The 20,978-nt window shown below is 69.6% G+C and carries 22 protein-coding genes; 4 read left to right on the top strand and 18 right to left on the bottom strand.

The window, feature by feature from the left end; all coding sequences use genetic code 11:
- Window positions 1-712 precede the first annotated feature (712 nt).
- The 5 genes from G5C60_RS15420 to G5C60_RS15400 all read right to left on the bottom strand — a co-directional run bounded on the left by G5C60_RS15420 (window position 713) and on the right by G5C60_RS15400 (window position 6,806).
- On the bottom strand, window positions 713-2,020 hold the full coding sequence (locus G5C60_RS15420) for a DUF4380 domain-containing protein (RefSeq protein WP_165259441.1): 1,308 nt from the start codon (window positions 2,018-2,020) through the stop codon (window positions 713-715).
- Window positions 2,013-3,101: a zinc-dependent alcohol dehydrogenase family protein gene (locus G5C60_RS15415; RefSeq protein ID WP_165259439.1), complete on the bottom strand. Its 1,089-nt coding sequence runs from the start codon at window positions 3,099-3,101 to the stop codon at window positions 2,013-2,015. The genes G5C60_RS15420 and G5C60_RS15415 overlap by 8 nt, the downstream gene beginning before the upstream one ends.
- Window positions 3,102-3,148: 47 nt before the next feature.
- Window positions 3,149-4,165, bottom strand: coding sequence for an ABC transporter permease (locus G5C60_RS15410; protein WP_165259437.1), 1,017 nt, complete (start codon window positions 4,163-4,165; stop codon window positions 3,149-3,151).
- Window positions 4,166-4,172: 7 nt separating this feature from the next.
- A complete protein-coding gene (locus G5C60_RS15405) occupies window positions 4,173-5,708 on the bottom strand; it encodes a sugar ABC transporter ATP-binding protein (protein ID WP_165259435.1) in 1,536 nt (511 codons plus the stop codon).
- A gap of 99 nt (window positions 5,709-5,807) precedes the next feature.
- Window positions 5,808-6,806, bottom strand: a complete 999-nt coding sequence (locus G5C60_RS15400; RefSeq protein ID WP_165259433.1) for a substrate-binding domain-containing protein — start codon at window positions 6,804-6,806, stop codon at window positions 5,808-5,810.
- 247 nt (window positions 6,807-7,053) lie between these two features.
- Here G5C60_RS15400 and G5C60_RS15395 point away from each other — a divergent pair, with 247 nt between their 5' ends.
- Window positions 7,054-7,806: an SDR family NAD(P)-dependent oxidoreductase gene (locus G5C60_RS15395; RefSeq protein WP_165259431.1), complete on the top strand. Its 753-nt coding sequence runs from the start codon at window positions 7,054-7,056 to the stop codon at window positions 7,804-7,806.
- Here G5C60_RS15395 and G5C60_RS15390 read toward each other — a convergent pair.
- Window positions 7,743-8,630, bottom strand: coding sequence for a LysR family transcriptional regulator (locus tag G5C60_RS15390; RefSeq protein ID WP_165259429.1), 888 nt, complete (start codon window positions 8,628-8,630; stop codon window positions 7,743-7,745). The genes G5C60_RS15395 and G5C60_RS15390 overlap by 64 nt on opposite strands.
- Window positions 8,631-8,706: 76 nt before the next feature.
- On the opposite strand from G5C60_RS15390, the gene G5C60_RS15385 reads away from it, so the two are divergent.
- A complete protein-coding gene (locus G5C60_RS15385; protein ID WP_241266817.1) occupies window positions 8,707-8,877 on the top strand; it encodes a hypothetical protein in 171 nt (56 codons plus the stop codon).
- A 42-nt stretch (window positions 8,878-8,919) separates the two neighbouring features.
- On the opposite strand, the gene G5C60_RS15380 is transcribed toward G5C60_RS15385, so the two are convergent.
- The 3 genes from G5C60_RS15380 to G5C60_RS15370 form a co-directional block, all read right to left on the bottom strand.
- Window positions 8,920-10,536, bottom strand: coding sequence for an AMP-binding protein (locus G5C60_RS15380; protein ID WP_165259427.1), 1,617 nt, complete (start codon window positions 10,534-10,536; stop codon window positions 8,920-8,922).
- 31 nt (window positions 10,537-10,567) lie between these two features.
- On the bottom strand, window positions 10,568-11,689 hold the full coding sequence (locus G5C60_RS15375) for a DUF5938 domain-containing protein (RefSeq protein ID WP_165259425.1): 1,122 nt from the start codon (window positions 11,687-11,689) through the stop codon (window positions 10,568-10,570).
- Window positions 11,690-11,752: 63 nt separating this feature from the next.
- The gene (locus G5C60_RS15370) at window positions 11,753-12,556 is read right to left on the bottom strand and encodes an SDR family NAD(P)-dependent oxidoreductase (RefSeq protein ID WP_165259424.1); all 804 of its coding nucleotides are present in this window, start codon (window positions 12,554-12,556) and stop codon (window positions 11,753-11,755) included.
- Between the two features lie 253 nt (window positions 12,557-12,809).
- Here G5C60_RS15370 and G5C60_RS15365 point away from each other — a divergent pair, with 253 nt between their 5' ends.
- A complete protein-coding gene (locus G5C60_RS15365) occupies window positions 12,810-13,445 on the top strand; it encodes a TetR family transcriptional regulator (RefSeq protein WP_206439554.1) in 636 nt (211 codons plus the stop codon).
- A 27-nt stretch (window positions 13,446-13,472) separates the two neighbouring features.
- On the opposite strand, the gene G5C60_RS15360 is transcribed toward G5C60_RS15365, so the two are convergent.
- From G5C60_RS15360 to G5C60_RS15340, 5 genes are all read right to left on the bottom strand, one after another.
- Window positions 13,473-14,504 carry an LLM class flavin-dependent oxidoreductase gene (locus G5C60_RS15360; RefSeq protein WP_165259420.1) on the bottom strand — a complete coding sequence of 344 codons (1,032 nt, stop codon included), beginning with the start codon at window positions 14,502-14,504 and terminating at the stop codon, window positions 13,473-13,475.
- 15 nt (window positions 14,505-14,519) lie between these two features.
- Window positions 14,520-15,158 (bottom strand): NAD(P)-dependent oxidoreductase, encoded by a 639-nt coding sequence (locus G5C60_RS15355; RefSeq protein ID WP_165259418.1) that lies wholly within the window; start codon window positions 15,156-15,158, stop codon window positions 14,520-14,522.
- Window positions 15,159-15,262: 104 nt separating this feature from the next.
- The gene (locus G5C60_RS15350) at window positions 15,263-15,634 is read right to left on the bottom strand and encodes a DoxX family protein (protein ID WP_165259416.1); all 372 of its coding nucleotides are present in this window, start codon (window positions 15,632-15,634) and stop codon (window positions 15,263-15,265) included.
- 81 nt (window positions 15,635-15,715) lie between these two features.
- A complete protein-coding gene (locus tag G5C60_RS15345; RefSeq protein ID WP_165259414.1) occupies window positions 15,716-16,396 on the bottom strand; it encodes an SDR family NAD(P)-dependent oxidoreductase in 681 nt (226 codons plus the stop codon).
- Between the two features lie 44 nt (window positions 16,397-16,440).
- Entirely contained in the window at window positions 16,441-17,391 is a 951-nt protein-coding gene (locus tag G5C60_RS15340) for an NADP-dependent oxidoreductase (RefSeq protein ID WP_165259412.1), read from the bottom strand.
- A gap of 99 nt (window positions 17,392-17,490) precedes the next feature.
- On the opposite strand from G5C60_RS15340, the gene G5C60_RS15335 reads away from it, so the two are divergent.
- Window positions 17,491-18,207 carry a TetR/AcrR family transcriptional regulator gene (locus G5C60_RS15335; RefSeq protein WP_165259410.1) on the top strand — a complete coding sequence of 239 codons (717 nt, stop codon included), beginning with the start codon at window positions 17,491-17,493 and terminating at the stop codon, window positions 18,205-18,207.
- A gap of 120 nt (window positions 18,208-18,327) precedes the next feature.
- Here the strand turns inward: G5C60_RS15335 and G5C60_RS15330 are convergent, their stop codons facing one another.
- The 4 genes from G5C60_RS15330 to G5C60_RS15315 all read right to left on the bottom strand — a co-directional run bounded on the left by G5C60_RS15330 (window position 18,328) and on the right by G5C60_RS15315 (window position 20,869).
- Complete coding sequence (locus tag G5C60_RS15330) at window positions 18,328-18,738, bottom strand: nuclear transport factor 2 family protein (RefSeq protein WP_206439553.1); 411 nt, start codon at window positions 18,736-18,738, stop codon at window positions 18,328-18,330.
- Window positions 18,739-18,740: 2 nt separating this feature from the next.
- Entirely contained in the window at window positions 18,741-19,547 is an 807-nt protein-coding gene (locus G5C60_RS15325) for an MBL fold metallo-hydrolase (protein ID WP_165259405.1), read from the bottom strand.
- Between the two features lie 50 nt (window positions 19,548-19,597).
- A complete protein-coding gene (locus tag G5C60_RS15320; RefSeq protein ID WP_165259403.1) occupies window positions 19,598-20,206 on the bottom strand; it encodes a DsbA family protein in 609 nt (202 codons plus the stop codon).
- Between the two features lie 168 nt (window positions 20,207-20,374).
- Window positions 20,375-20,869 (bottom strand): MarR family transcriptional regulator, encoded by a 495-nt coding sequence (locus G5C60_RS15315; RefSeq protein ID WP_165259401.1) that lies wholly within the window; start codon window positions 20,867-20,869, stop codon window positions 20,375-20,377.
- Window positions 20,870-20,978: the final 109 nt, after the last annotated feature.

The raw sequence follows: 20,978 nt of genomic DNA, 5'->3' as shown, positions 1-20,978 counted from the left end.
GTCACTCCCTCGTGACCGTGGGATGTGACGCCTGCCCGCACTCGCACGTTCGCTTCCATACGAGACCCAACTGCGGATGGGGCGCTGTGCGCGCTGTCACGGCCACGTGCGAGTGCGGGCAGGCGTCACATCCCACGGTCACGAGGGAGTGACTGCCCTCGGTGTCGACGACGATCCGACGGCATCCAGGCGCGGGCCCCGCCGTCACTTCGACACGTACACCGTGGGGCGGCGGGTTGTCCGTGTCGGCCGTTTCCGCCCGCGCCGCACCACTCGTCAGTGCAACCGAGCCCAGCACGACAACGGCGACGACGCTCACTCGCGTCAGTCCCCTGCGGGCCGGCGTGATCCCCCACTCAGTCATGTCTTCAAGACTGTGCAGGCAGACCTGCGGGCAATCGGGATACGTCGCGCTTCCCTCGGACGAAGCATGCCACGCCCTGGCGTTCTAATAGACAGGAGGGCCCGCTCACTGCGCGAGCAGATCGACAGCGGCACAGGGCGCTGACGCCCGCCGCCGAGCGGCGACAGTTGCTGTGGCGTGGGAAGCGTGCCGCTTGCGTCATCCCTGGCTGGACGACACACCGAACACATTCCCAACTGCTCTGCCCGCGTTGCGTGTTGCGGCGCGCGAGGCTGCGCCTTCGTGCCGGGCACGGACGAGAACTCGTGGCCGGCCGGACCTTGTCCGGTTCGTCGTACGCGCGGCGACTCACCGGCTCTCGCGCGTCCCTGAGCCCGGGCCGGGCGAAACCGTCGTCGTATCCGAGCCGTCCGGCGCCGAGGCGACGAACATCGCGCCCGCCCCGGCCGCCGCAAGTCGGCCCGGCCCGATATCGAACGCACAAGCCTCCCCCGCGACCAGCGTTCCGCACTGCATCGGCCGGTCGCCTTCCTGGGGCTGACGTACCGTCAGGATCCCGTCGCGGAAGGGTACGAACACCCCGACCAGCCGCCCGTCCTCCAGCCGAGGGAGCCGTGACCAGAAGCCCCAGGAGGTCACCGCCTCGACCGGGCCTGCGGTGGCGCCCACGCCGATCTCCAGGGTCAGCCGCGTCGACTGCCCGGGAGCAAGCTCCTGGAGGGGGCCCAACGCCTCGCACTCCACGACCCGGTCCAGGGGATGCAGGCCCCCCAAGTGCTCCAGGGGCGCGTCCAGCGGATGCTCCAGCCACACTTCGACGCGCGAGTCGGCGTCGGGGTAACGGGCCGCAGGGGAAACCTCGAAGCGCTGCGTCAGTGTGCCCTGCGGAGCGACGTGTGCAAGCCACCCGGCGGCGTCAGGGAAGCCCACCTTGCCGACCACGTCCTGGTGCGGGACGTGCAGCACACCACGGCCGGTGCGGTGCACGTGCGGGCGGCCGGTGCCCGCGATCAGGCCGACCGTCTCCGGGCGTCCGGAACCTGCGGTTCCCACGTAGACACCGCCCGCGGGGTAGGACCCCGGAGCCGTGCCGGCCAGCTGGGTCACATTCCACACCGCCCAACGGCGGGGCCGGTCCGACTCGTTGGTCAAGGTGTTCTCGAGCGTGAAGGCCGTCCGTCCCGCAGTGACCTGGACGCGGCGCTCGATGCGCAGACCCGTCCGCGGTTCGACGCCGCTGGTCATGACCGCCTGGGCTGTTCGCCCCTGGACGGTGAGCCGCAGCCCGTACGGTCCTGAGTCCAGGACCGGGTCCGGCGGGCCCGCCCACTGCCCGGAACCGTCCCAGCCCTGCGGTGCGGGCCAGGTCTTGTCGCCGCCCCAGTTCAGCCAGGCCGACATCGGGCCGTCCTGCGGGACCGGCCGGACGCCGGGGCGCGGGCTCAGGCCGTCGTCCAGCAACCGCGCGTTGCGGTACAGGAATTCACGGCCGTGCAGCGTCAACGACAGGAGTCGGCCGCCGAGCGCCGACACGGCGGTGAGCTGCAGCGCTCCCGCGTCGAGGCGGACCAGTTCGTAGGGGCCGACCGGGCTGCGGACCACCTCGACCCCGTCCCCGCTCAACGCCTGCGCCTGGTCGTTCGTCCGCTCAGTCATCGAGATCCGGCACCAGGACGACCTTGCCGCGGCCTGCCCCGGCCGCGAGCCGGAAAGCGGTGTCCGCATCGGAGAGGGCGAACCGGTCGCTGACCACGCTCTCCGGTCGCATCCCCCAACGCACCAGGCTGCGGGCCAGTTCCGACATCGCGGGCAGAGAGGTCACCCAGGACGCGTAGATCGTCACCTGCTTGTGCAGCAACGAATCCGACACCTCGGTCTCCAGCGTGCCGCCTTCTCCCACCAGCGACAGCCGGCCCCACTCGGCGATGTGCTCGATGGCTGTGGAACGCCCCTGGCGGCTTCCCGAGCAGTCGATCGCGGTACTCGTGCCCCGGCCGCCTGTCAGCTCCGCGACGACCGGGCCGGTCTCCTCGGGCGGAACGGTGGCGTCGAACACTCCGAGGCTGTCGGCCCACGCACGCCGTTCCTCGGACAGCTCCACCCCGATGACGCGTCGGGCGCCGCGGCCGCGACCGATCATGCCGGCGGCCAGTCCGACCGGCCCTAGGCCCACTACCAGCAGGTCGTCGTCGCCACTGACGGCTGTCCGGCGGATCCCCTCGTAGGCGGTGCCGAAGCCGCAGGCGATCAGCGCGCCGTCGACGAAGCTCAGCTCATCGGGCAGCGGGATCAGTGTCGATTCGTCGGCGACGAGGTAGTCGGCGGCGGCGCCGTCGCGCTGCCAGCCGTAGGCGGCCCGCTCCGGGGAGGCGCAGTTGATGAAGTAACCGCGACGGCAGACGTCGCACCGGCCGCACCCGGCGATGTGGTACACCACCACCCGGTCGCCGACACCGAACGCGCGCACTCCGGGTCCGGTGGCCACCACGGTGCCCGACGGTTCATGACTGGCGATCACACCGCGGTAGGCGGGTCCCTCGACACCCCGGTGCGTCTTGTGCTCCCGGTAGATGTAGCCGATGTCGCTGCCACAGATGCCGGCCGCGCCGACCCGTAGCAGGACCTGCCCCGGGCCGGGCTCCGGCACCGCGACGGAGCGCACCGAGGCGGTGCTGTCCCCGGGGAGATAGACGCCGCGCATCTTGGCGGGCAGAGACGGTGAGGCTGCGTTACTCATGGAGATCCCTGAGAGTGGGGCGGAAGTACGGGAGAACGGAGGGGTGTTCATGACACGCGCGTGGCGTTCCCCCGCCTGCTGATGATCACGTTGGCGAGGACCGCGGCGACGATGATCGCGCCGCGTACGACGTTCTGCAGGAAGGGGTTGACGCCCAGCAGGACCAGGCCGTTGGCGATCACGCTGATGAAGATGACGCCGAGCATCGTCCCGATCAGGCTCCCCCGCCCGCCCGCCAGGGCCGTGCCGCCGATGACGACTGCGGCGATCACGTCGAACTCCAGCCCGGCGGCGGCGCCGCCGTTTCCCGAACCCAGCCGGGCGGCCAGAAGGATGCCGGTCAGCGCGGCCAGCACGCCGGTTGTGGCGAACAGCATGACCCTGATGCGCTGGATCGGGATGCCGGCCAGTTGAGCGGCCGCGGCGTTGCCGCCGGTGGCGTAGACGGAGCGACCGTAGGCGGTGCGGCGGGCTATGTACCAGAAGACGAAGAAGAGCACGACGAAGACGACCGCCGGAGTGGGCACTCCCAGGACCTTGCCACCGAGGCTGTCGACGAAGGAGGAGGCGGGCAGCGGGATGGGCAGCGCGTCCGTCGCGTACAGAGCGAGGCCGCCGAGCGCGCTCCACAACCCGAGCGTGGCGATGAAGGAGGGGACCGCGAACCGGGCCCGCAGCCACCCGGCGAAGGCGCCCCACACGAGGCCCGCAGCCAGTGTGAGGACCAGGGCTCCGGCGATGCCCAGGTGCCAGTCCGACGCACCCTTGGCAAAGATGACCGACGCGAACGCCACGGCCGGACCGATGCTGATGTCGATCTCTCCGGCGATGATCACCAGGGTCACTCCGAGCGCGGGAATGCCCACGCTCGCGGCGTCGCGGAGGATACCCAGCTGGTTCTCGGTGTCGAGGAACCCAGCGGCACTGGCGCTCAACGCTGTGTACAGCACGACGATGGCGGCGAGCAGCCCCAGCTCGTTGAGATGGAGCAGGTGCCGGGAGGTCGCGGCGCCTGTCGCGGAGGACCCGCCGGGCTTGTGAGTCAGAGTCGTCGAAGAAGACATGGGTGCCTCACACTTCCACTGCCATGGTGGCGGCCATGAGGTTGTCCAGGGTGATGTCGGGGGCGGTGAACTCGCGTGTTGTCCGGCCCTGTTGCAGCGTCACCACCCGGTCGCACACCAGGGGCAGCTCCTCCAGCTCGCCGGAGACGAAGACCACGGCTGCCCCGTTGCCGGCCAGTTCGCGGACCAGCCGATAGATCTGCTGCTTCGCCTCGACGTCGACGCCGCGGGTCGGCTCGTCGAGCAGGAGGATGCGACTGCGGGCATGCAGCCACCGGCCGATCACGGCTTTTTGCTGGTTGCCGCCACTGAGGTTGACGATCGGCGTGGAGAGCCGGGGTGTCTTCACCGACAGCCGCTCCACCAGGTCCCGTCCGGCGCGCTCGGCCAGGGCGGGTGCGATGCTGCCGCGCCGGCTGACACCGCCGAACCACGACATCGTCATGTTCTCGCCCACGCCCAGCATCGGGACGATGCCCGCGCCCTTGCGGTCCTCCGGGGTCATGCCGAGGCCGAGCTTCTTCATCGCCGCGGCAGTGGGCCGGGCGACTCGGACCCCGTCCACCTCGATCACCCGCTCCGCCCGGGGCTCGAACCCGGCGATGGCGCGCAGCAGTTCGCTGCGCCCGGAGCCGAGCAGGCCGCCGATGCCGAGCACTTCGCCGGCGTAGAGGTCGAGGTCCACCCCGTGCAGCTTCGGCGGCAGTTTCAGCCCCCGTACGGACAGCAGCGGGGTGCGGGCCCGGTCCACGGTCCGGGGTTCCAGGGCTGCGGCCTCCCTGACGGTGGTGCCCAGCATCAGGGCGACGATCTGCGCCGTCGTCGCATCGCGCACGTCGACGGTGTCGATGAGCCGTCCGTCCCGCACCACGGTGACGCTCCCGGCGACCTGGCGGATCTCGTCCAGCCGGTGGCTGACGTAGATGACGGCCACACCCGAGTCGGCGATCCTGCGCACGGCCGACAACACGGTGTGGGCCTCCTCGGTCGCCAGCGCACTGGTGGGTTCGTCCAGGACGAGCAGCCGGGGGCGGCGGCGCACCGCACGGGCGATCTCGATCAGTTGTTGCTCCGCCAACGGCAGTGTGCCCACCAGCGCACCGGGATCGACGGCGACCTCCAGTTCGCCGAGTACCTCGGCAGACTCGTGTCGCATGCGCGGATAGTCGATCCCGGCAGCGCCGCGCTTGGGCCACTCGTTGAGGAAGAGGTTCTCGGCCACGGTCATTTCGGGGACCAGGCTGAGTTCCTGGTACACCGTGGCCACGCCGAGTTCGGCCGCGCGGCGTACTCCGCCGTCGCCCAACGGCGCTCCGCCGATGACCACTTGACCGGCGTCGGGCGTCTCGACGCCGGACAGCAGGCGGATGAGGGTGGACTTGCCGGCGCCGTTACGGCCGAGGAGGGCCCGTACCTCGCCACTGTGGATGGTGAAGTCGACGGAGTCGAGGGCGCGGACGCCGGGGTATTGCTTGCACAGCCCGGTCGCGGTCGCTACCGGGGGCCCGGCCGGGCGGCCCGGCGCAGGGTCCGATGACGTCATGGGGTCTCCACGGGTGCGGTGGGGAAAGGGATTCGGCCCTGGTCCCGGCGCTGACCGGCGCTGATTTCGGCGCGCTGCCGACCATGGCCTGCGTGCCGGTTACGGCAGGCCGTCGGGGTGCGTGGCGAGCCACTTCCGTGCCTGGCCGGGGGTGGAGTACAGCTCGACCGGCGCCGCGACGATCTGGGAGCCGAGTTTCTCGCCGCCGACCACCTTTGCCGTCGTGTGGGCGGCCAGCTTGCCCACACCCTGCCCGGAGATGTCGACATCGGCCTTCAGGATCCGGTTGTCGACCAGTTCCCGGGCCAGGTCGGTGGTCATGTCGCTGCCGAAGACCACCGTCTTGCCGATGAGGCCGCGCTGGCGGACTGCTTTGACGGCCCCCATCGTCGCGCCGCCGGACTCGCCGTAGAAGGCGTCGAGGCCGCGGTGCGCGGTCAGCACCCGTTCGGCGACCTGGACCGCGGAGTCGATGGTCGTGCCCTGCTGGTTGGCGACGATGCGGGCCTCGGGGAGCCGGGCGAACAGCGCCTTCTCGAAGCCGGCCCGGCGCTGTCGGCAGACCTCGACCGTTTCGCAGTTGATGACGCCGATCCGCGGGGCGGTGATGCGGCGAGAGACGAAGTACTCCGCGGCCTTCGCCCCGGCCAGCTCCCCGAACTTGACCGGGTCGCCCAGGATCCAGGCGCTGACGTACTTGCGGGTCGCCTCGTCGGTGAGGCAGGTGTTGTAGCAGATCACCTTGACGCCGCTGTCGTGGGCGAGCTTGACCGCGGGGATCGAGGCAGTGGTGGAAACCGGGGACATGACCAGCGCCTTCACACCCGCCGAGCTCACCGTGTCGACGAACCTGCTCTCCTTCGAGGCATCGCCCTGAGCGTTGATTTCGAGGATCTGCACGTCCTCGCCCAGCTTCCGCGAGGAGTCCAGCATGCCTTTGCGTACACCTGCGTAGTAGCCCTGGGCGTCCATGTAGACCAGCCCCACTCGCCCGCCCTCACCCACGCGGCCACCGCATCCGGACACGGCGAGTCCTGTCAGGACCAGGGCGAGAACCCCTATGACGGCCTTACGCGCCCGATGTCTGGCCAACCTCATGGCAACACTCCAGCCTGACGAGTCGTCACCGCAAACAGTGGAGATCAGGACACTGCGATGAGTCCTCCGAGTATGAGCAGCAGGTTTCAGCCACGTCAAGAATAAATCATTATTAATGCTCGCCGATGGTTCGCCGACCCAACGTCGGCGTCGGCGTCGGATCGACGGTCACCGATACCCGCCGGGTACAGCTGTGATACCGGAACCGTCATTGTTCCCGCAGGTGAGCGGTGTTGGACTCGACGTCATGAACAAGCTCAGCAACAAGGTCGCGGTCATCACCGGCGGCAGTTCGGGTATCGGACTCGCCACGGCGCAGCGATTCATCGAAGAGGGCGCGGTGGTCTACGTGACCGGCCGCAGGCAGCAGGAACTGGAAGCCGCCGCGGCGAAGGTGGGCGCGATCGCCGTCCAGGGCGACGTGTCGGACCCCGCGGACCTCGACCGGCTGTACGACACCGTGCGGGGCGACGGCCGACGGATCGACGTGCTGGTCACGAATGTCGGGACCGCCGGAGTCGCGATGCTCGAAGACATCACCGACGAGCTCTTCGACAAGATCTTCGACATCAACGTCAAAGGCACGCTGAAGACCGTCCAGAAGGCCCTTCCACTGCTCAACGACGGCGCGTCGATCGTGCTGGTCGGCTCCGTGTCGGGAAGCACCTCGACGCCGGGGTACAGCGTCTACGGCGCGTCGAAGGCCGCGGTCCGCTCGTTCGCCCGAGGATGGGCGAGCGAGCTCAAGGGGCGGAATATCCGGGTCAACACGGTGGCACCTGGCACCACGGACACTCCCGGCATCGGGAGCGGAGCCGATGACGACACCAGGCGCGAGTTCATGGCGAACCTCTCGTCGCAGGTCCCGCTCGGCCGGTGGGGGCGGCCGGAGGAACAGGCCGACGCCATCCTGTTCCTCGCGTCGGAGCAGAGCAGCTACATCACGGGCTTCGAGCTGGTCGTCGACGGTGGCGCCACCCAGCTGGGCCCCTTCGGCTGAGGAGCCCACATCCCGGCCGCCACACTCTCGGCGGTACGCACGAACGCGTCACGCGTCGCGGCCGGGATGTCCTTCCCCCAGGTCAGCACCACCTGTGTCGGCGGCGCATCGACAACGGGAACTGCCACGACGGCGGATCCGATCCGGTCGGTCGCGCTCGCCCCCACCGTCACGATCAGTTCGCCCATCGCGACCTTCTCGATGATCTCGTCGAGCGCGATCGCCGGCGCGTCCTCCGGCCACAGCGGCCGGAAAAGCTCGTCCTGCACGACATCGGCGACCGAAACAGCCGGTTTCGCCGCGAGGGAATGGTCCAGCGGCAGCAACGCGACTGTCGGCGTCTCGGCGAGCTCGGAGAATTCCAGTCCGTCACGACGGACGTGGCCGCACATCAACGCGATGTCCGCCGCGCCGTTGCGCAGCAGACCGACCTGGTCCCGGCTGAACACGACCCGGACCTCGGCCGCACCGGGCAGGCGGCGGTAGGCGCGCACCACCCTGGCCAGCAGCCCGGACCCCGTGCCCTGCCGCGCGGCTACCACCAGCCGGTGCGAGCGGCCGCTTCGTTGGGCGCGCGACACGGCGACGTCCACCGCGGTCAACGCCTTCCGGCTTTCGGCCAGGAAAACCGCACCGGCCGCGGTGAGACGGACACGACGGCTGGTGCGCGTGAGCAATTGAACGCCCATCCGGCGTTCCAGCCTGCCGATCGCCCTGGACAACGGCGGCTGCGCGATCCCGAGCCGTTCCGCGGCCCGCCCGAAGTGCAGCTCCTCGGCGACCGCGACGAAGTACTCGAGCTCGCGTGTTTCCGGCCGTTCCATATCGACAAGTTACCAATCAGTTGCCGAGCAATTGCTCGCCGAGAGCCGCATCAGCTCGGACGGAGGCGTCTTAGCTGTGCCCGCTACCGCTTCCGGCGCTTCGCCGCCGAGCGCATCACCGCCGCCGCGTTCCCTGCGGACGTTCTCGACCGCGACGCCCTCACCCCTCAAGGACGCCGCCGCGCAGTTCGGCCGTATCGACGTCCTGGAGTACTCCCCGGTGGGGGCTTCGACTCCACCGTGCTGACCACCCCGCGGGATCATGCCGACCCCGGCCACCCGCACCTTGTCAACCATGCGAACTCCCGTGCAGCAGACGGGATCTGACCTCGCTCTTGAGGACCTTGCCGACCTTCGACCGGGGGAGGTCCGGCCACACCTCGACCTGTTTGGGGGCCTTGACGCCGCCGATGCGAGCCCTCACAAAGGCGCGTACGTCATCGTCGGTGACGCTCTGATCAGGGTGGAGCTGCACGACCGCCGTCACCCGCTCGCCCCACTTGTCGTCCGGCAGTCCCACGACCGCGCAGTCCTGGACGGCCGGGTGCTCCATCACCGCCTGTTCGACTTCGGCGGAGTAGACGTTGAAACCGCCACTGATGATCATGTCCTTCGCGCGGTCGACGATGAAGAGGTAGTTGTCGGCGTCGAGGTAGCCGATGTCCCCGGTGTGGTGCCAGCCGTGCCGGGAGGCCTCCTCGGTGGCCGTCGGGTTCTTGTAGTAGCCGGCCATCACCAGGGAGCCGCGCACCACGATCTCCCCGCGCTCGCCGGGCGGCAGCAGCCGGCCCTCGCTGTCCATGATGGCCACGGTCACCAGCGGCGCGGGGCGCCCGGCGGAGGTGAAGCGCTCGACGGCGAGCGAGCCGTCGGCGTGGAAGTGGTCCGCGGGCGCCATCGTGGAGATCATCATCGGCGCCTCGGACTGGCCGAAGAGCTGTGCCATCACCGGGCCGATCCGGTCGATGGCCTCCTCCAGCCGAGCCGCCGACATGGGAGCCGCGCCGTACCAGAGGCACCGCAGCGACGTCAGGTCGGTTGATGCCAGGGCGGGGTGGCCCAGGAGCATGTAGATCAGGGTGGGCGGCAGGAACGTGTGGGTGACGCGGTGGCGTTCGACCTGCGCGAGGAAGTCGGTGAGGTCAGGGGCGGGCATGATGACGATCTCGCCGCCGAGGGTCATGACGGGGAAGCACAGCACCCCGGCCGCGTGGGTCAGCGGGGCCAACGCCAGGTAGACCGGGCGGGTGCCGAAGGGGTAGCTCATCAGGGTCAGCGCCGACATCGTCTCGATGTTCCGGTCGGTGAGCATGACGCCCTTGGGGCTGCCCGTCGTGCCGCCGGTACCGACGAGCATGACGGTGTCGTCGGCCGGCGAGGCCTCCCACGGCTCGGCGGGCACCCCGTCCAGCCAGTCCGCGAAGGGCATGCCCAGGTCCGGGGATCCGTTCGTTCCGCGTGTTCCGTCTGTTCCGTCTGTTCCGACTGTTCCGGCTGTTCCGACTGTTCCGGCTGTTCCGTCGAGGCAGATCAGCGTGGTCAGCTTCGGCAGGTCGGGCAGGATCTTCGCGATCAGATCGGTGTATGCCTGCTGGAAGATCAGACAGGTGCAGTCGAAGAGGTCCAGCAGGTCGCGGTTCTCGGCGGCTTCGTTGCGGGGGTTGACCGGGCACCACACGGCGCCCGCCCGGGAGATGCCGAAGACGCAGGAAAACGCGGTGGGATCGTTGGCGGACAGGATCGCCACCTTGTCCCCCGGCCGTACGCCTGACCGGTCCAGGGCTCGGGCCACCCGCCAGGACAGTTCCTGGACCTCGCCATAGGTGCGGGTGTGGTCCCCGGTGGTGAGGCAGGGCGCTCCGGGGCCCAGGGAGGCGCCCTTGTCGAGGTAGTCGGTCAGACGCACGGCGGCACCTTTCAGCTGTTGACGGTGGGCTTCAGCTGTGGACGGTGAGTACCGGGTCGAGGACGAGCCCGAAACTCTTGAGTACGCCGAGCAGTTCGCGATGGCCGAAGGCCTGGCAGGCCGAGGCCAGGCCGACGCGGCGGGGCGGCTGCTGGATCAGTGAGTACGCGGCGTAGGCCTGGAGCAGCCCGGTCTGCTTGTAGTTGCTGTTGCCGTAGATCACGCAATGGGCGCGGCCCAGCGGGCCCGAGGCGTGGACGGAGTCCACCGAGGTGTTGATCCGGGGGTTCTCCCGGGGCGGCATACCGGCCTGGACGGAGGCGGCCACCTCGGCGAGGGCGGCGTCCTGCTGGTCGGCCGGCAGGGTCTTGATCTGCGACTCGACCAACTTCACCGTGTCGGCGACGCCCTGCATGACGGCGCGGTCCGTGACCCCGCCGAGCACTCTGCAGGTCGCCACCCTCGGATCGTTCTTGAACCACACGGGGTGGCTGGTGCCGCCCCACGGCAGGACCAGCGCCGTTTCGTGCTGTCCGGGGACGGCGACTTCGACGGCGGTGAGCGGATCCCACTTCTTGTACTGGTTCTCCTCCAGGTAATGCCAGTCGGCCTTCAGGATGGTGAAGATCGTCTGCGTGGATGCGTACGTCGGGAATCCCTTCCACAGCACCAGGATGTCGAGGGTGTCCAGGCCGGGGGTCTCCAGGCAGATGTCGGCCGCGATCTCGCCGGTGGTGTACATCTGCGCGACGCCGGGAGAGAGCAGGAGGCCTTTCTCGGCGTACCGGTCGCCCCACCGCGCCTGGGCGTCGAGGACCCAGTCCTGCTCGCCGGTGGTGTCGAGGTAGTGGCAGCCGGCCGCGAGGCTCGCCTCCACGACCTCCGGCCCGTACTGGATGAACGGGCCGACCATGTTGCTGACGACCTTGGCGCCGCGGAAGAGCTCGGTCAGCGGTCCCACCGCGTGCTCGACCTCGACGACCTCGTGGTCCACGGTGTCGATGCCGGGGACCTTGTCGAGGACTTCCTGGATACGCGCCTTGTCGCGTCCGGCGGCTATGAAGGGGACGTTGTACTCGCGGAGGTACTCGCAGACGAGACGGCCGGTGTAGCCGGAGGCGCCGTAGACGACGACGGGCTTGTCACTGCTCATGGTCATGCGTCCTTTCGGACTTTCGGAGGAGGGAGGGAGGAGCCAGAGGGGCCGAGGGGCCCGTCACATGCCCATGCCGCCGTCGACCGGCAGGCCGGCGCCGGTGATGAAGCGGGCGCCGTCGGAGGCGAGGAAGACCACCGCGTCGGCCATGTCGGCGACCTCGCCGAGCCGGCCGAGCGGGGTGAGGCCGATGACGTCGCCGACGGCCGCCTCCGCGCTGGGCCAGAGGCCGAGGGTCACCATGTCGGCCGCCAGCTTGGCGCCCATGTCGGTCGGAACCAGTCCGGGGTAGACGCAGTTGACGCGTACTCCGTAGCCGAGCTTTCCGGACTCCAACGCGGCCACCCGGGTGAGCCGGTCGACCGCCGACTTCGTCGCGGCGTAGCCCGCGATGCCGGGGAACGGGATGGTGGCCGCGACCGATGAGATGTTGACGACCGCACCGCCGCTGCCGGCCGGGCCGCCGGGCTGCATCGCGCGGAACGCGTGCTTGACGCCGAGCGCCGTCCCGAGGACGTTCACTTCCAGCATCCGGCGCACCTCGGCCGGGTCGAGGTCTACGACCAGACCGGAGATCTCGACTCCGGCGTTGTTGACGACGATGTCCAGGCCGCCGAGCTCGGCGATCGTCTGTGAGACGGCCGACTCCCAGCTCGCGTCCTCGGTCACGTCGAGCTGGACGAACCCTGCGGTGGCGCCGGACTCCCCCAGCGCGTCCGCCGTCGCCTTGCCCAACTCCTCCTGGATGTCGCCGATGACGACGGCGGCGCCGGCCCGGGCAAGCGCCTCGGCCATTCCGGCACCCAGTCCACGGGCACCACCCGTCACCAGGGCCTTACGTCCGGTCAGGTCGTACACACTCATGGAACATCTCCTCATTGAGATGACTGCGCTACGTGACGCGCCGCGCGCTCAGCCGCAGGCCGGAGCCCGGCGGCCTGGCCGCTGGCCCGGAGCGTGGGGCGCACCTCAGAGTCCAAGACTTCTTGACAGTCGTCAAGACTTCTTTGGACGACTGTCAAGATTTCTGCCGGGAGTCGGTCACTGCCGCGATAACCTGGTGGGGTCCGTACAGTGCGGGCAGTTGGAAAAACCGACGGAGGCGGGGAGACGCGCTGTGACTCAGGTCGCGGGCAAGAAGCAGGACCGGATCTCCCGGCGGCAGGTCGACAAGTTCGGCGAACGGCGGGCACAGCTGGCCGCGTCCGCGCTGCGGACCCTGTCCGAACTCGGCTACGCCCGTACGAGTCTGCGCGAGATCGCACAGAACTCCGAGTTCTCCCATGGCGTCCTGCACTACTACTTCCGCGACAAAGTGGAACTGATCACCTACTGCGTACGGCAGTACAAGGCGGAGTGCGTCACCCGCTACGACCAGATCGTCATCACCGCCGGCTCGGCCGAGGAACTCAAGCACGGCTTCGGCGCGGCGATGGCCGGCACGTTGCGCGAGGACGCGACGATGCACCGGCTCTGGTACGACCTCCGGAACCAGGCCCTGTTCGAGGAGTCGTTCCGCGACGATGTCCTCGAGATCGACCACAGCCTGGAACAGATGATCTGGCGCGTCGTCAGTCACTACGCGGAACTCGCTGGTTCACCCGTCGAGGTGTCCCCAGCGGTTGCGTACGCACTCTTCGACGGACTGTTCCAGCAGGCGCTGCTCAGGCACCTGACCGGTCATGACACCGCCCCGGCCGATCTGCAGGCGAGCGTGGAACAACTCATGGCACGACAGCTCATCCAGGCGTAAGCCAGAATCGGCTCCTTGACCGGGGGTTCAGTGGACGGCGCGGAGCTGAGGGAGCACTTTCGTGCCGAGGAGTTCGATGGCGCGCAGGAAGTCGCGTTGTGGCATGCCGCCGACGTCCATCTGAAGGATCTGGCGGGTGTGACCGAGCAGCCCGTGCAGGTGGAGGATGCGGTCGGCGATCTCGTCGGGGCTGCCGACGAAGACCATGCCGTCGGGGCCGTAGTTCGCGGCGCGGCCGGCGCGTGACGGGGCGGGGCGGCCCAGTTCGGCCATGCCCTCGGCCATCATGCGGTGCTCGTACTCCAGGTAGGTCGACCGGGCCTGGGTGCCGGACTCGGCGACGAACCCGTGCATGGAGACCGCGATATCGGCTCGCTCGGCGGGGTGACCGGCCTCGGCCCAGGCGGCCCGGTAGGCGTGCCCGTAGCGCGCCCAGTGCTCGGGGGTGCCGCCGAGGACGCCGAGGAACAGCGGCAGCCCCAACTCGACGGCGCGGTACACCGATTCCGGGCTACCGCCGGTGCCCAGCCAGATCTTCAGCGGCTCCTCGGGGCGCGGGAAGACGGTGACATCCTCCAGCGGCCGTCTGCGGTGGGGGCCGCGCCAGGTGATGTTCTCGTCGGCGTTGACGGCCATCAACAGGCCGAGCTTGGAGGCGTACAGCATGTCGTAGTCGTGCTCGTCGTGGTCGAACAGCGGGAACGTGATCGTCGACGATCCGCGTCCGGCGACCAGCTCGATGCGTCCGGGAGCGAGGGACGCGGCGGTCGCGAGCTGCTGGAACACCCGAACCGGGTCGTCGGTCGACAGGACGGTGACCGTGGTGCTGAGCTTGATCCGGTGCGTGGCGGCCGCGGCGGCGTTGATCACGGAGGTGGGCGAGGACAGCGGCATCGCCCGCATGTGGTGCTCGCCGACCCCGAAGAAGTCCAGTCCCACTTCGTCGGCGAGTTTGATGGCCTCCAGTACATCGCGGATGGCCTGTGCGGTGGGGCCGCGGCTGCCGTCGGGCAGGCGCGGGGTGTTGCCGAAGGAGTAGACGCCGAGTTCGAAGGTCATGGCGAGTTCCTGGCTTCAGTTGCTGATGGCGGGCATGGCTCGCCGGTAGTGGTCGTCGGTGAGCTGCGCGACGAGGAAGGCGGCGATGTCGGCGCGGCTCATGGCGGAGCCGACCTTGTCGTGGCCGAGGAACCCGGAGCGGATGCGGCCGGTGGCGGGCTTGTCGGTGGGGTTGGTGATGCGGGCGATGGTGTAGTCGAGACCGGAGCCGGTGACGGCCTCGGTCATGCCCTTCAACTCGGCCAGCGCGTTGGGGAACATCAGCCCGGCCACGACGGGCAGCACCTTGAGCTTCCAGTGCGGCCTGTCCTGCGGGTCGGCCAGTGAGGGCGTGGCCAGGCCGATGAAGCGGGTGACCTTCTGCGCCTCCATGGCCTGCACGATGGTGCGGGTTCCGTCGGTCACCGCGGTGCCGGTCGTGGACCGTTTCAGGGAGGGGCCGAGCGCGCTGATCACCGCGTCGGCGCCACTGACGGCCTGCTCGACGGCATCGCGGTCGGACAACTGGCCGTTGAAGACGGTGAGATGGGAGTGGGTGACGGCGAGCTTGGCCGGGGTGCGGACCAGGGCGGTGACCTGGTGGCCCTCGTCCAGGAGCTGCTGGACGACAAGGCGGCCGATACCGCCGGTCGCGCCGAAGACGGTGACACGCATCTGGGGTGGTTCCTCGCGGTGGCAGTCAGAAGGAAGGGATCAAAGGGATCTGAAGAAGGAATGGATCGGAAAGAGAGGTCAGAAGGAGAGGCCAGGAGGAGAGGTCAGAAGTTGTACGGGCCGAAGCGGCCCCAGGCCACCAGGGCGGCCAGGATCAGCAGGACGGCGTTGAAGGCGATCGCGCCGGGTTCCTTGCGGCGGGCGTGGGTGATCGCGGCCAGCACCATCACCACGACCAGGCCGGTCGCGGCCAGCGGGGTCAGCACGGGGGCGATGTCAGTCGCAGCGGGAAGGATCAGTCCGAGGGCGGCCGCGAACTCGACGATGCCGATGAAGCGGACGGTGGCCTGGGAGAAGTCGGCCGTCCAGGGCAGTTGGCCGACCAGCTTGTCCTTGGGTTGGGTGGACTTCATGACGCCGGCCATGGCGAACATGGCGGCCAGCACGGCTTGCACGATCCACAAGAAGACGTTCACGTACGGATTCCTTATGGGGAGGGGGACGGGGTGGGGAGGGAGCGGATGCGCCCCCTCCCTGGAGCGGGGTGGGCCGGCCGGTCAGGCGTTGAAGACGGCCTCGGAGCGGTCACGGTTTTCGTACAGGTCCCAGTAGACGGGGGCGATCTGCTCGGGCGTGGCCGTCGGGATGCCCTCCGGGCCGCCTCCGCCGATCCACACGTTGATCGCCACGTGGCCGGCGTACACACCGCTGTCGGCCAGTTCCTTGTTCAAGTTGATGACCCAGTTGCGCAGGGCTGCGGCGGCCGCGTTGACGTTGCCCATCATGGGATTGGGGTCCACCGAGCCGCCGCCGGTGGTGAACAGCAGGGTGCCCGCGCCGGCCTCGCGCATCGCGGGCAGCACCGCGCGGGCGGCGGCGACAGCACCGTAGAAGGTGTACTCGACCTGCGGCTGCAGGTTGTCCACCGTCGCCTCTGAGGGGGCGACCAGGGTGAAACCGGGCACCGGCGTGTGCGGAGCCGGGGAGTACTCCAGTACGTCGATGCCGCCGAAGCGATCCTTGGCCGCCTCCAGGGCGTCGGTGAGCGAGGCGCGGTCCAGGACGTCGGCGGGGAACGCCGCGGCCGTGATGCCTTCCTGGCCGAGCTGGTCGACCAGCGTCTGCAGCTTCTCCTTGGTACGGGCGATCAGGGCGATGTCGAAGCCGCGGCTGCCGAAGGTGCGGGCGATGGCCAGGCCCATACCGGGGCCGGCGCCGACGATGGCAATGGTGGGCACAGTCGTATCTCTTTCGTTGGATGTGAGTCAGGAATGGACGTGGGTCAGGAGCAGGCGATGGCGATCTTGCCCGGGGTGCCGGCGCCGAAGGCGGCGAACGCCTCCGTGGCCCGCTCCAGCGGGTAGGTGGCGGTGACCGGCACACGCAGTGCGCCGGAGACGACCTGCTCGGCCAGGGAGGTCAGTTTCTGGGCGTCCGGGGTGGCCATGATCGTGTGGACGGTGACGTCCTGCCCCTTGACGGCTCCCTTGACGGCGTCCTGGGTCAAGCCGGTGGTCGAGGCGAGCTGACCGCCCGGCCGCAGCAGAGCGGCCAGCTGGGCGCCGTCGCCCGCCAGGTGCAGCACCGCGTCCACCCCCTCCGGAGCGATCGCGCGGACCTGCCCCTCCAGGTCACCGGTGAAGTCGACGACGTGCACCTCCGCGCCGGTCAGGCCGGTGACGAAGTCGGTCTGCGCACCGGGGCGGGCGGTCGCGATCACCTTCGCGCCACGGGCGGCGGCGAGCTGCACCGCCAGGGAACCCACCCCGCCGGAAGCCCCGGAGATCAGCAGCGTCTCGCCCTCGGCCAGGGCCACCGCGTCCAGGCTCACCAGTGCAGTGGCCCCGGCCACGCCCAGCGCGCCCGCGTCCTCCACCTTCAGGCCCGCGGGGATGCGGGCGACTCCGTGTCCGGCGGGCACGGTGACGTACTGGGCCAGCGACCCGGCGCCCAGGAACGGCTTCAGCACGACACCGAAGACCGCGTCGCCGGCCGCGAAGCCCTCCACGCCCTCGCCGAGCGCCTCAACGGTGCCCGCGAAGTCCTGGCCGAGGACCAGCGGGAACCGGTGCTCCATAAACGCTTGCGTGTAGCCGGCGGCGGTGGCGAGGTCGAATGCGTTCAACGAGGCGGCGACCACTTTGACCAACAATTCCCCGGCCTCCGGGCGAGGAGTGTCCACCTCGGCCACGGCCGGGGTCGAGGGGACGGATTCGAGTGTTACAGCACGCATGAAAGAAACCTCTCCATAAGTGGTACGACCTTCCCGCTTCATCGCGGCCCAGCGTACAACAGAAGCGGGCCGACCGGTCCACTTAGGTAGAGTGGGTGCATGACTTCCGCACCCTCCGACCAGAGTCCGGACCAGCAGCCCGAAGCAAGATTGCGCGCCGACGCCGAGCGCAACCGCTGCCTCATCCTGGCCGCCGCCCGCCGCCTCTTCGCCGCCGAGGGGCTCGGTGTCTCCATGGCTTCGGTCGCCCGCGAGGCAGGGGTCGGCAAAGCCACGCTCGGCCGGCGCTTCGCCACCCGGGAGGAACTCGTCAACGCGGTCTTCGCCGACCGCATGGACGCCTACGTCGGTGCCGTCACCGAGGCACTCGCCGACCCCGACCCCTGGCACGGCTTCACCGGCTACCTCCACGCCGTCTGCGCCATGCAGGCCGCCGACCGCGGCTTCGCCGACGTACTGACCATGACGTTCCCCGCCGCCAAGGCCCTGGAGGCCCGCCGCACCGAGGCGTACAACGGGTTCCTCGAACTCATCGCCCGCGCCAAGGACAGCGGACACCTCCGCGAGGACTTCGTCTCGGAGGACCTCGTCATCCTGCTCATGGCCAACGCCGGCGTCATCGCCGCCACCGGCGACGCCGCCCCCGACACCTGGCGCCGCCTCGTCGGCCACATGCTCCGCTCCTACGCCACCCCCGACGCGCCGATCCCCCCGCTGCCCGAAGCCCCGAGGCACACTGCTCTCTACCGCGCCATGATCCGCCTCTCACGACCCGGCCCGGGCACCGACCGGGGTGGCGGCGGCCTTGGCCAGTAGTACGCCTTTGCGAGGTACGCGGCGCCCGGTGAATAGCACGGGCAATGGACCGAGGCCGTCCCCTGCTGGGGGACGGCCTCGGTCCGGATACAGCCGAAATTCGTGTCAGTACAGAACGCGTCAGTCCGTCATGGCCTCGCGGACCAGTGCCGTGTCGACGAACTGCTCGAAGCGCACGATGAGTCCACCCCGTACGACGAAGTGGTGCGCGACGCGGACGGCGAGCGGCTTGCCGGTGGCCTTGTTGACCGCCGTGTAGCGAGCCAGCACGACGACGTTCTCGCCGTCGACGACGTAGGTGTCGTCGTGCGCCGCCCAGCCGTCCCAGTCCTTGCCCAGCTGTTCCATGACGTTGGAGGTGACGCCGTCGGGGGTGCGGTAGGTGCCGGCGAGCGGGAAGCCTGCCATTTCGGTCCACTCCACGTCGGGGGCGAGGGTGGCCCGCAGGGCCTCCAGGTCGCCGGCCGCGGACGCCAGGTACTGGCGCCGTACGACGTCGGCGGGAGCCGTGGATGTGGCGAACTCGGCCATGGTCAGCCCCACTTCATCTCGCCCTTGGCGACCTTCGCGCCGAGCTGGGCGGCGATCAGCATGCCGTTGTCGGGGTAACGCTTGACGAGCGCCTCCGTCAGCGCGGCACCGTCGGCTGCCTTGCCGAACTCCTCCTCGAAGGCGAGCAGGTAGTCGCGGGTGGCGGTGATGGCGGAGGCGTCGGCCGGGGTGCCGGGCAGGCGGTGGCCGGGGACGACCAACTCCGGGTCCAGGGCGGCCATTTCGTCCAGCAGGTCGATCCAGGCGGCGCGGTCGCCGGCGGTGGGGGTGTCGGCGACCCAGACGTGCTCCTGCTGGAAGAGCAGGACGCCGCCGAGGATCGCGCGCTGCTCGGCCTGCCACAGGTAGTGGCGGTCGGGCAGTCCGGCCGGACCGCCCTTGAGCTCGAAGCGGTGCCCTTCGAGGGTGAGGTCGCCGGTCAGCGGGGTGAGGTCGACCAGGCGGGTGGGCAGGTTCGGGCCGAGGGCCGCCCACGCCTTGAGCTTGCCCTCGTAGGAGTGCTGGATGTGCTCGATGACGATCGGGGTGGCGACGAAGACCGCGTCGGGGAAGGCGTCGGCGATCACCTCGGCACCGAAGTAGAAGTCCGGGTCGCCGTGGCTGACGAAGACGGTGGTCAGCTTCTTGCCCGAGTCGAGGATCTCGGCGGCCAGGCGGTGGCCGTCGGCGCGGGTGAACGCGGCGTCGACCAGCAGCGCCTCCTGCTCGCCGGTGACCAGGGTGGCGGTCTTGTTCTTGCTGCCGGCCGGGAAGTCGAGGTCGAGGACCTTGAAGGAAAGCGTGCTCATCGATGGCTCCTTTGCGCAGGGGATGGGGTGGGGACGGGGACGGGGGAAGCTCAGTGAGCGGCGAGGCGTTCGTCGACCTCGTCGGCGGTGGCGTGGCCGTACGCCAGAGGGCTGACGGAGTCGCCGTCGACGGCCAGCAGAGTGGGGAAGCCGGTGACGCCGAGCTGGGCCGCGCGGCGGAAGTCGGCGTGGGCCACGGTCTGCGCCTCGGGTGCTTCGAAGGCGGCGACGACGGCATCCGCGTCGAGCCCGGCCGCCTGGGCGACCCTCCGGTAGGTGGCCGCCTCGGACAGGCTCCGTCCGTCGACGTAGAAGGCGTTCTGTAGGGCCGTGGCCAGCTCCGCTGCACGGTCGGGGGCCACCTGGCGCAGGGCCACGACGCCACGGGCGGCGGCCTCGGAGTCCATCACGAACGACCCGTCGGCGATCAACTCCTCATACGCCTGGCCGAACGTGGCACCGGTCCGTTCGGCGATCTTGGCGTTCGCGCCCTGGACGTAGCCGAACTCTCGGATCGGCACCCGGCGCGGCCCGGTGAACAGACCACCGGAGACCATCTCGACCGGCAGGCCGGGGTGGCGCGAGGTGATCTCGCGCAGGGTGCCGGAGAAACCGTGCGACCAGCCGCAGTAGGCGTCGAAGACGTAGACGAGCTTCATCGAAGACCTCGGCAGAGAGGGACGCCCGCCGGTTGCGAGCGATTCACCTGACAGAACAGTAGCTGACTCGTCAGACATTCCTCGACTCGTGTGAACTGGGACACACGAGCACGCCCGATGCCATTAGACCTGCACTGCCACGGATCCGCAGGTCCGTACGTCCGCAGGTCAGGGAAGTCGAGGCAGCACGTCCCGGGCCGTATGGCTGAGGATCCGGAGATCCTCCGCGAACCGCGCGCGGTCCGCCTCCGGCAGGGGCTCCACGAAGTGCCGCTTGATGTTCTCCAGGTGCACCCGGGCAGCGCGTACGGCCGTCTCCTCGCCCAGCGGGGTCAGCCGCACGAGCTTCCCGCGCCGGTCCTCGGGGGACTCCACGCGCGTCACGAGACCAGCCGTCTCCATCCGATCCACCAGCCGGGTGGCGCCGCCGGTGGTCAGGACCTGCTCCTGCGCGATGGCCCGCATGGAAAGCCCCGGCTCGCCCACCCGCCCGAGGATCAGCAGCACCTCGAAGACCAGATGGCTGATGCCGCACTCCACCTCGAGCGCCCGGCCGAGGATGTACTCCAGCCGGTTCGCCGCCCCCTGCAACCGCCCGAACGCCAGGATGAGCTCGTGGTCGGCAGCCTCCTTCGCCGTCCTGATCTCCGCTTCCTCACCCACGGCCGCGCCGCCCCTCTCGTCGTCCCGGTACCACCGTACCGATCACGTAGTGGACGGCCGACGCAGCGGCTGCACACGATGCTCGTGCCGAGGCGACAGTCCAGTGCTC

This window comes from Streptomyces scabichelini (genome assembly GCF_011045015.1).
In the GTDB taxonomy this organism is placed as follows: Bacteria; Actinomycetota; Actinomycetes; order Streptomycetales; family Streptomycetaceae; genus Streptomyces; species Streptomyces scabichelini.
Note: the sequence above shows the minus strand (reverse complement) of the source record. Positions and strands in the feature narration are given on the sequence as shown.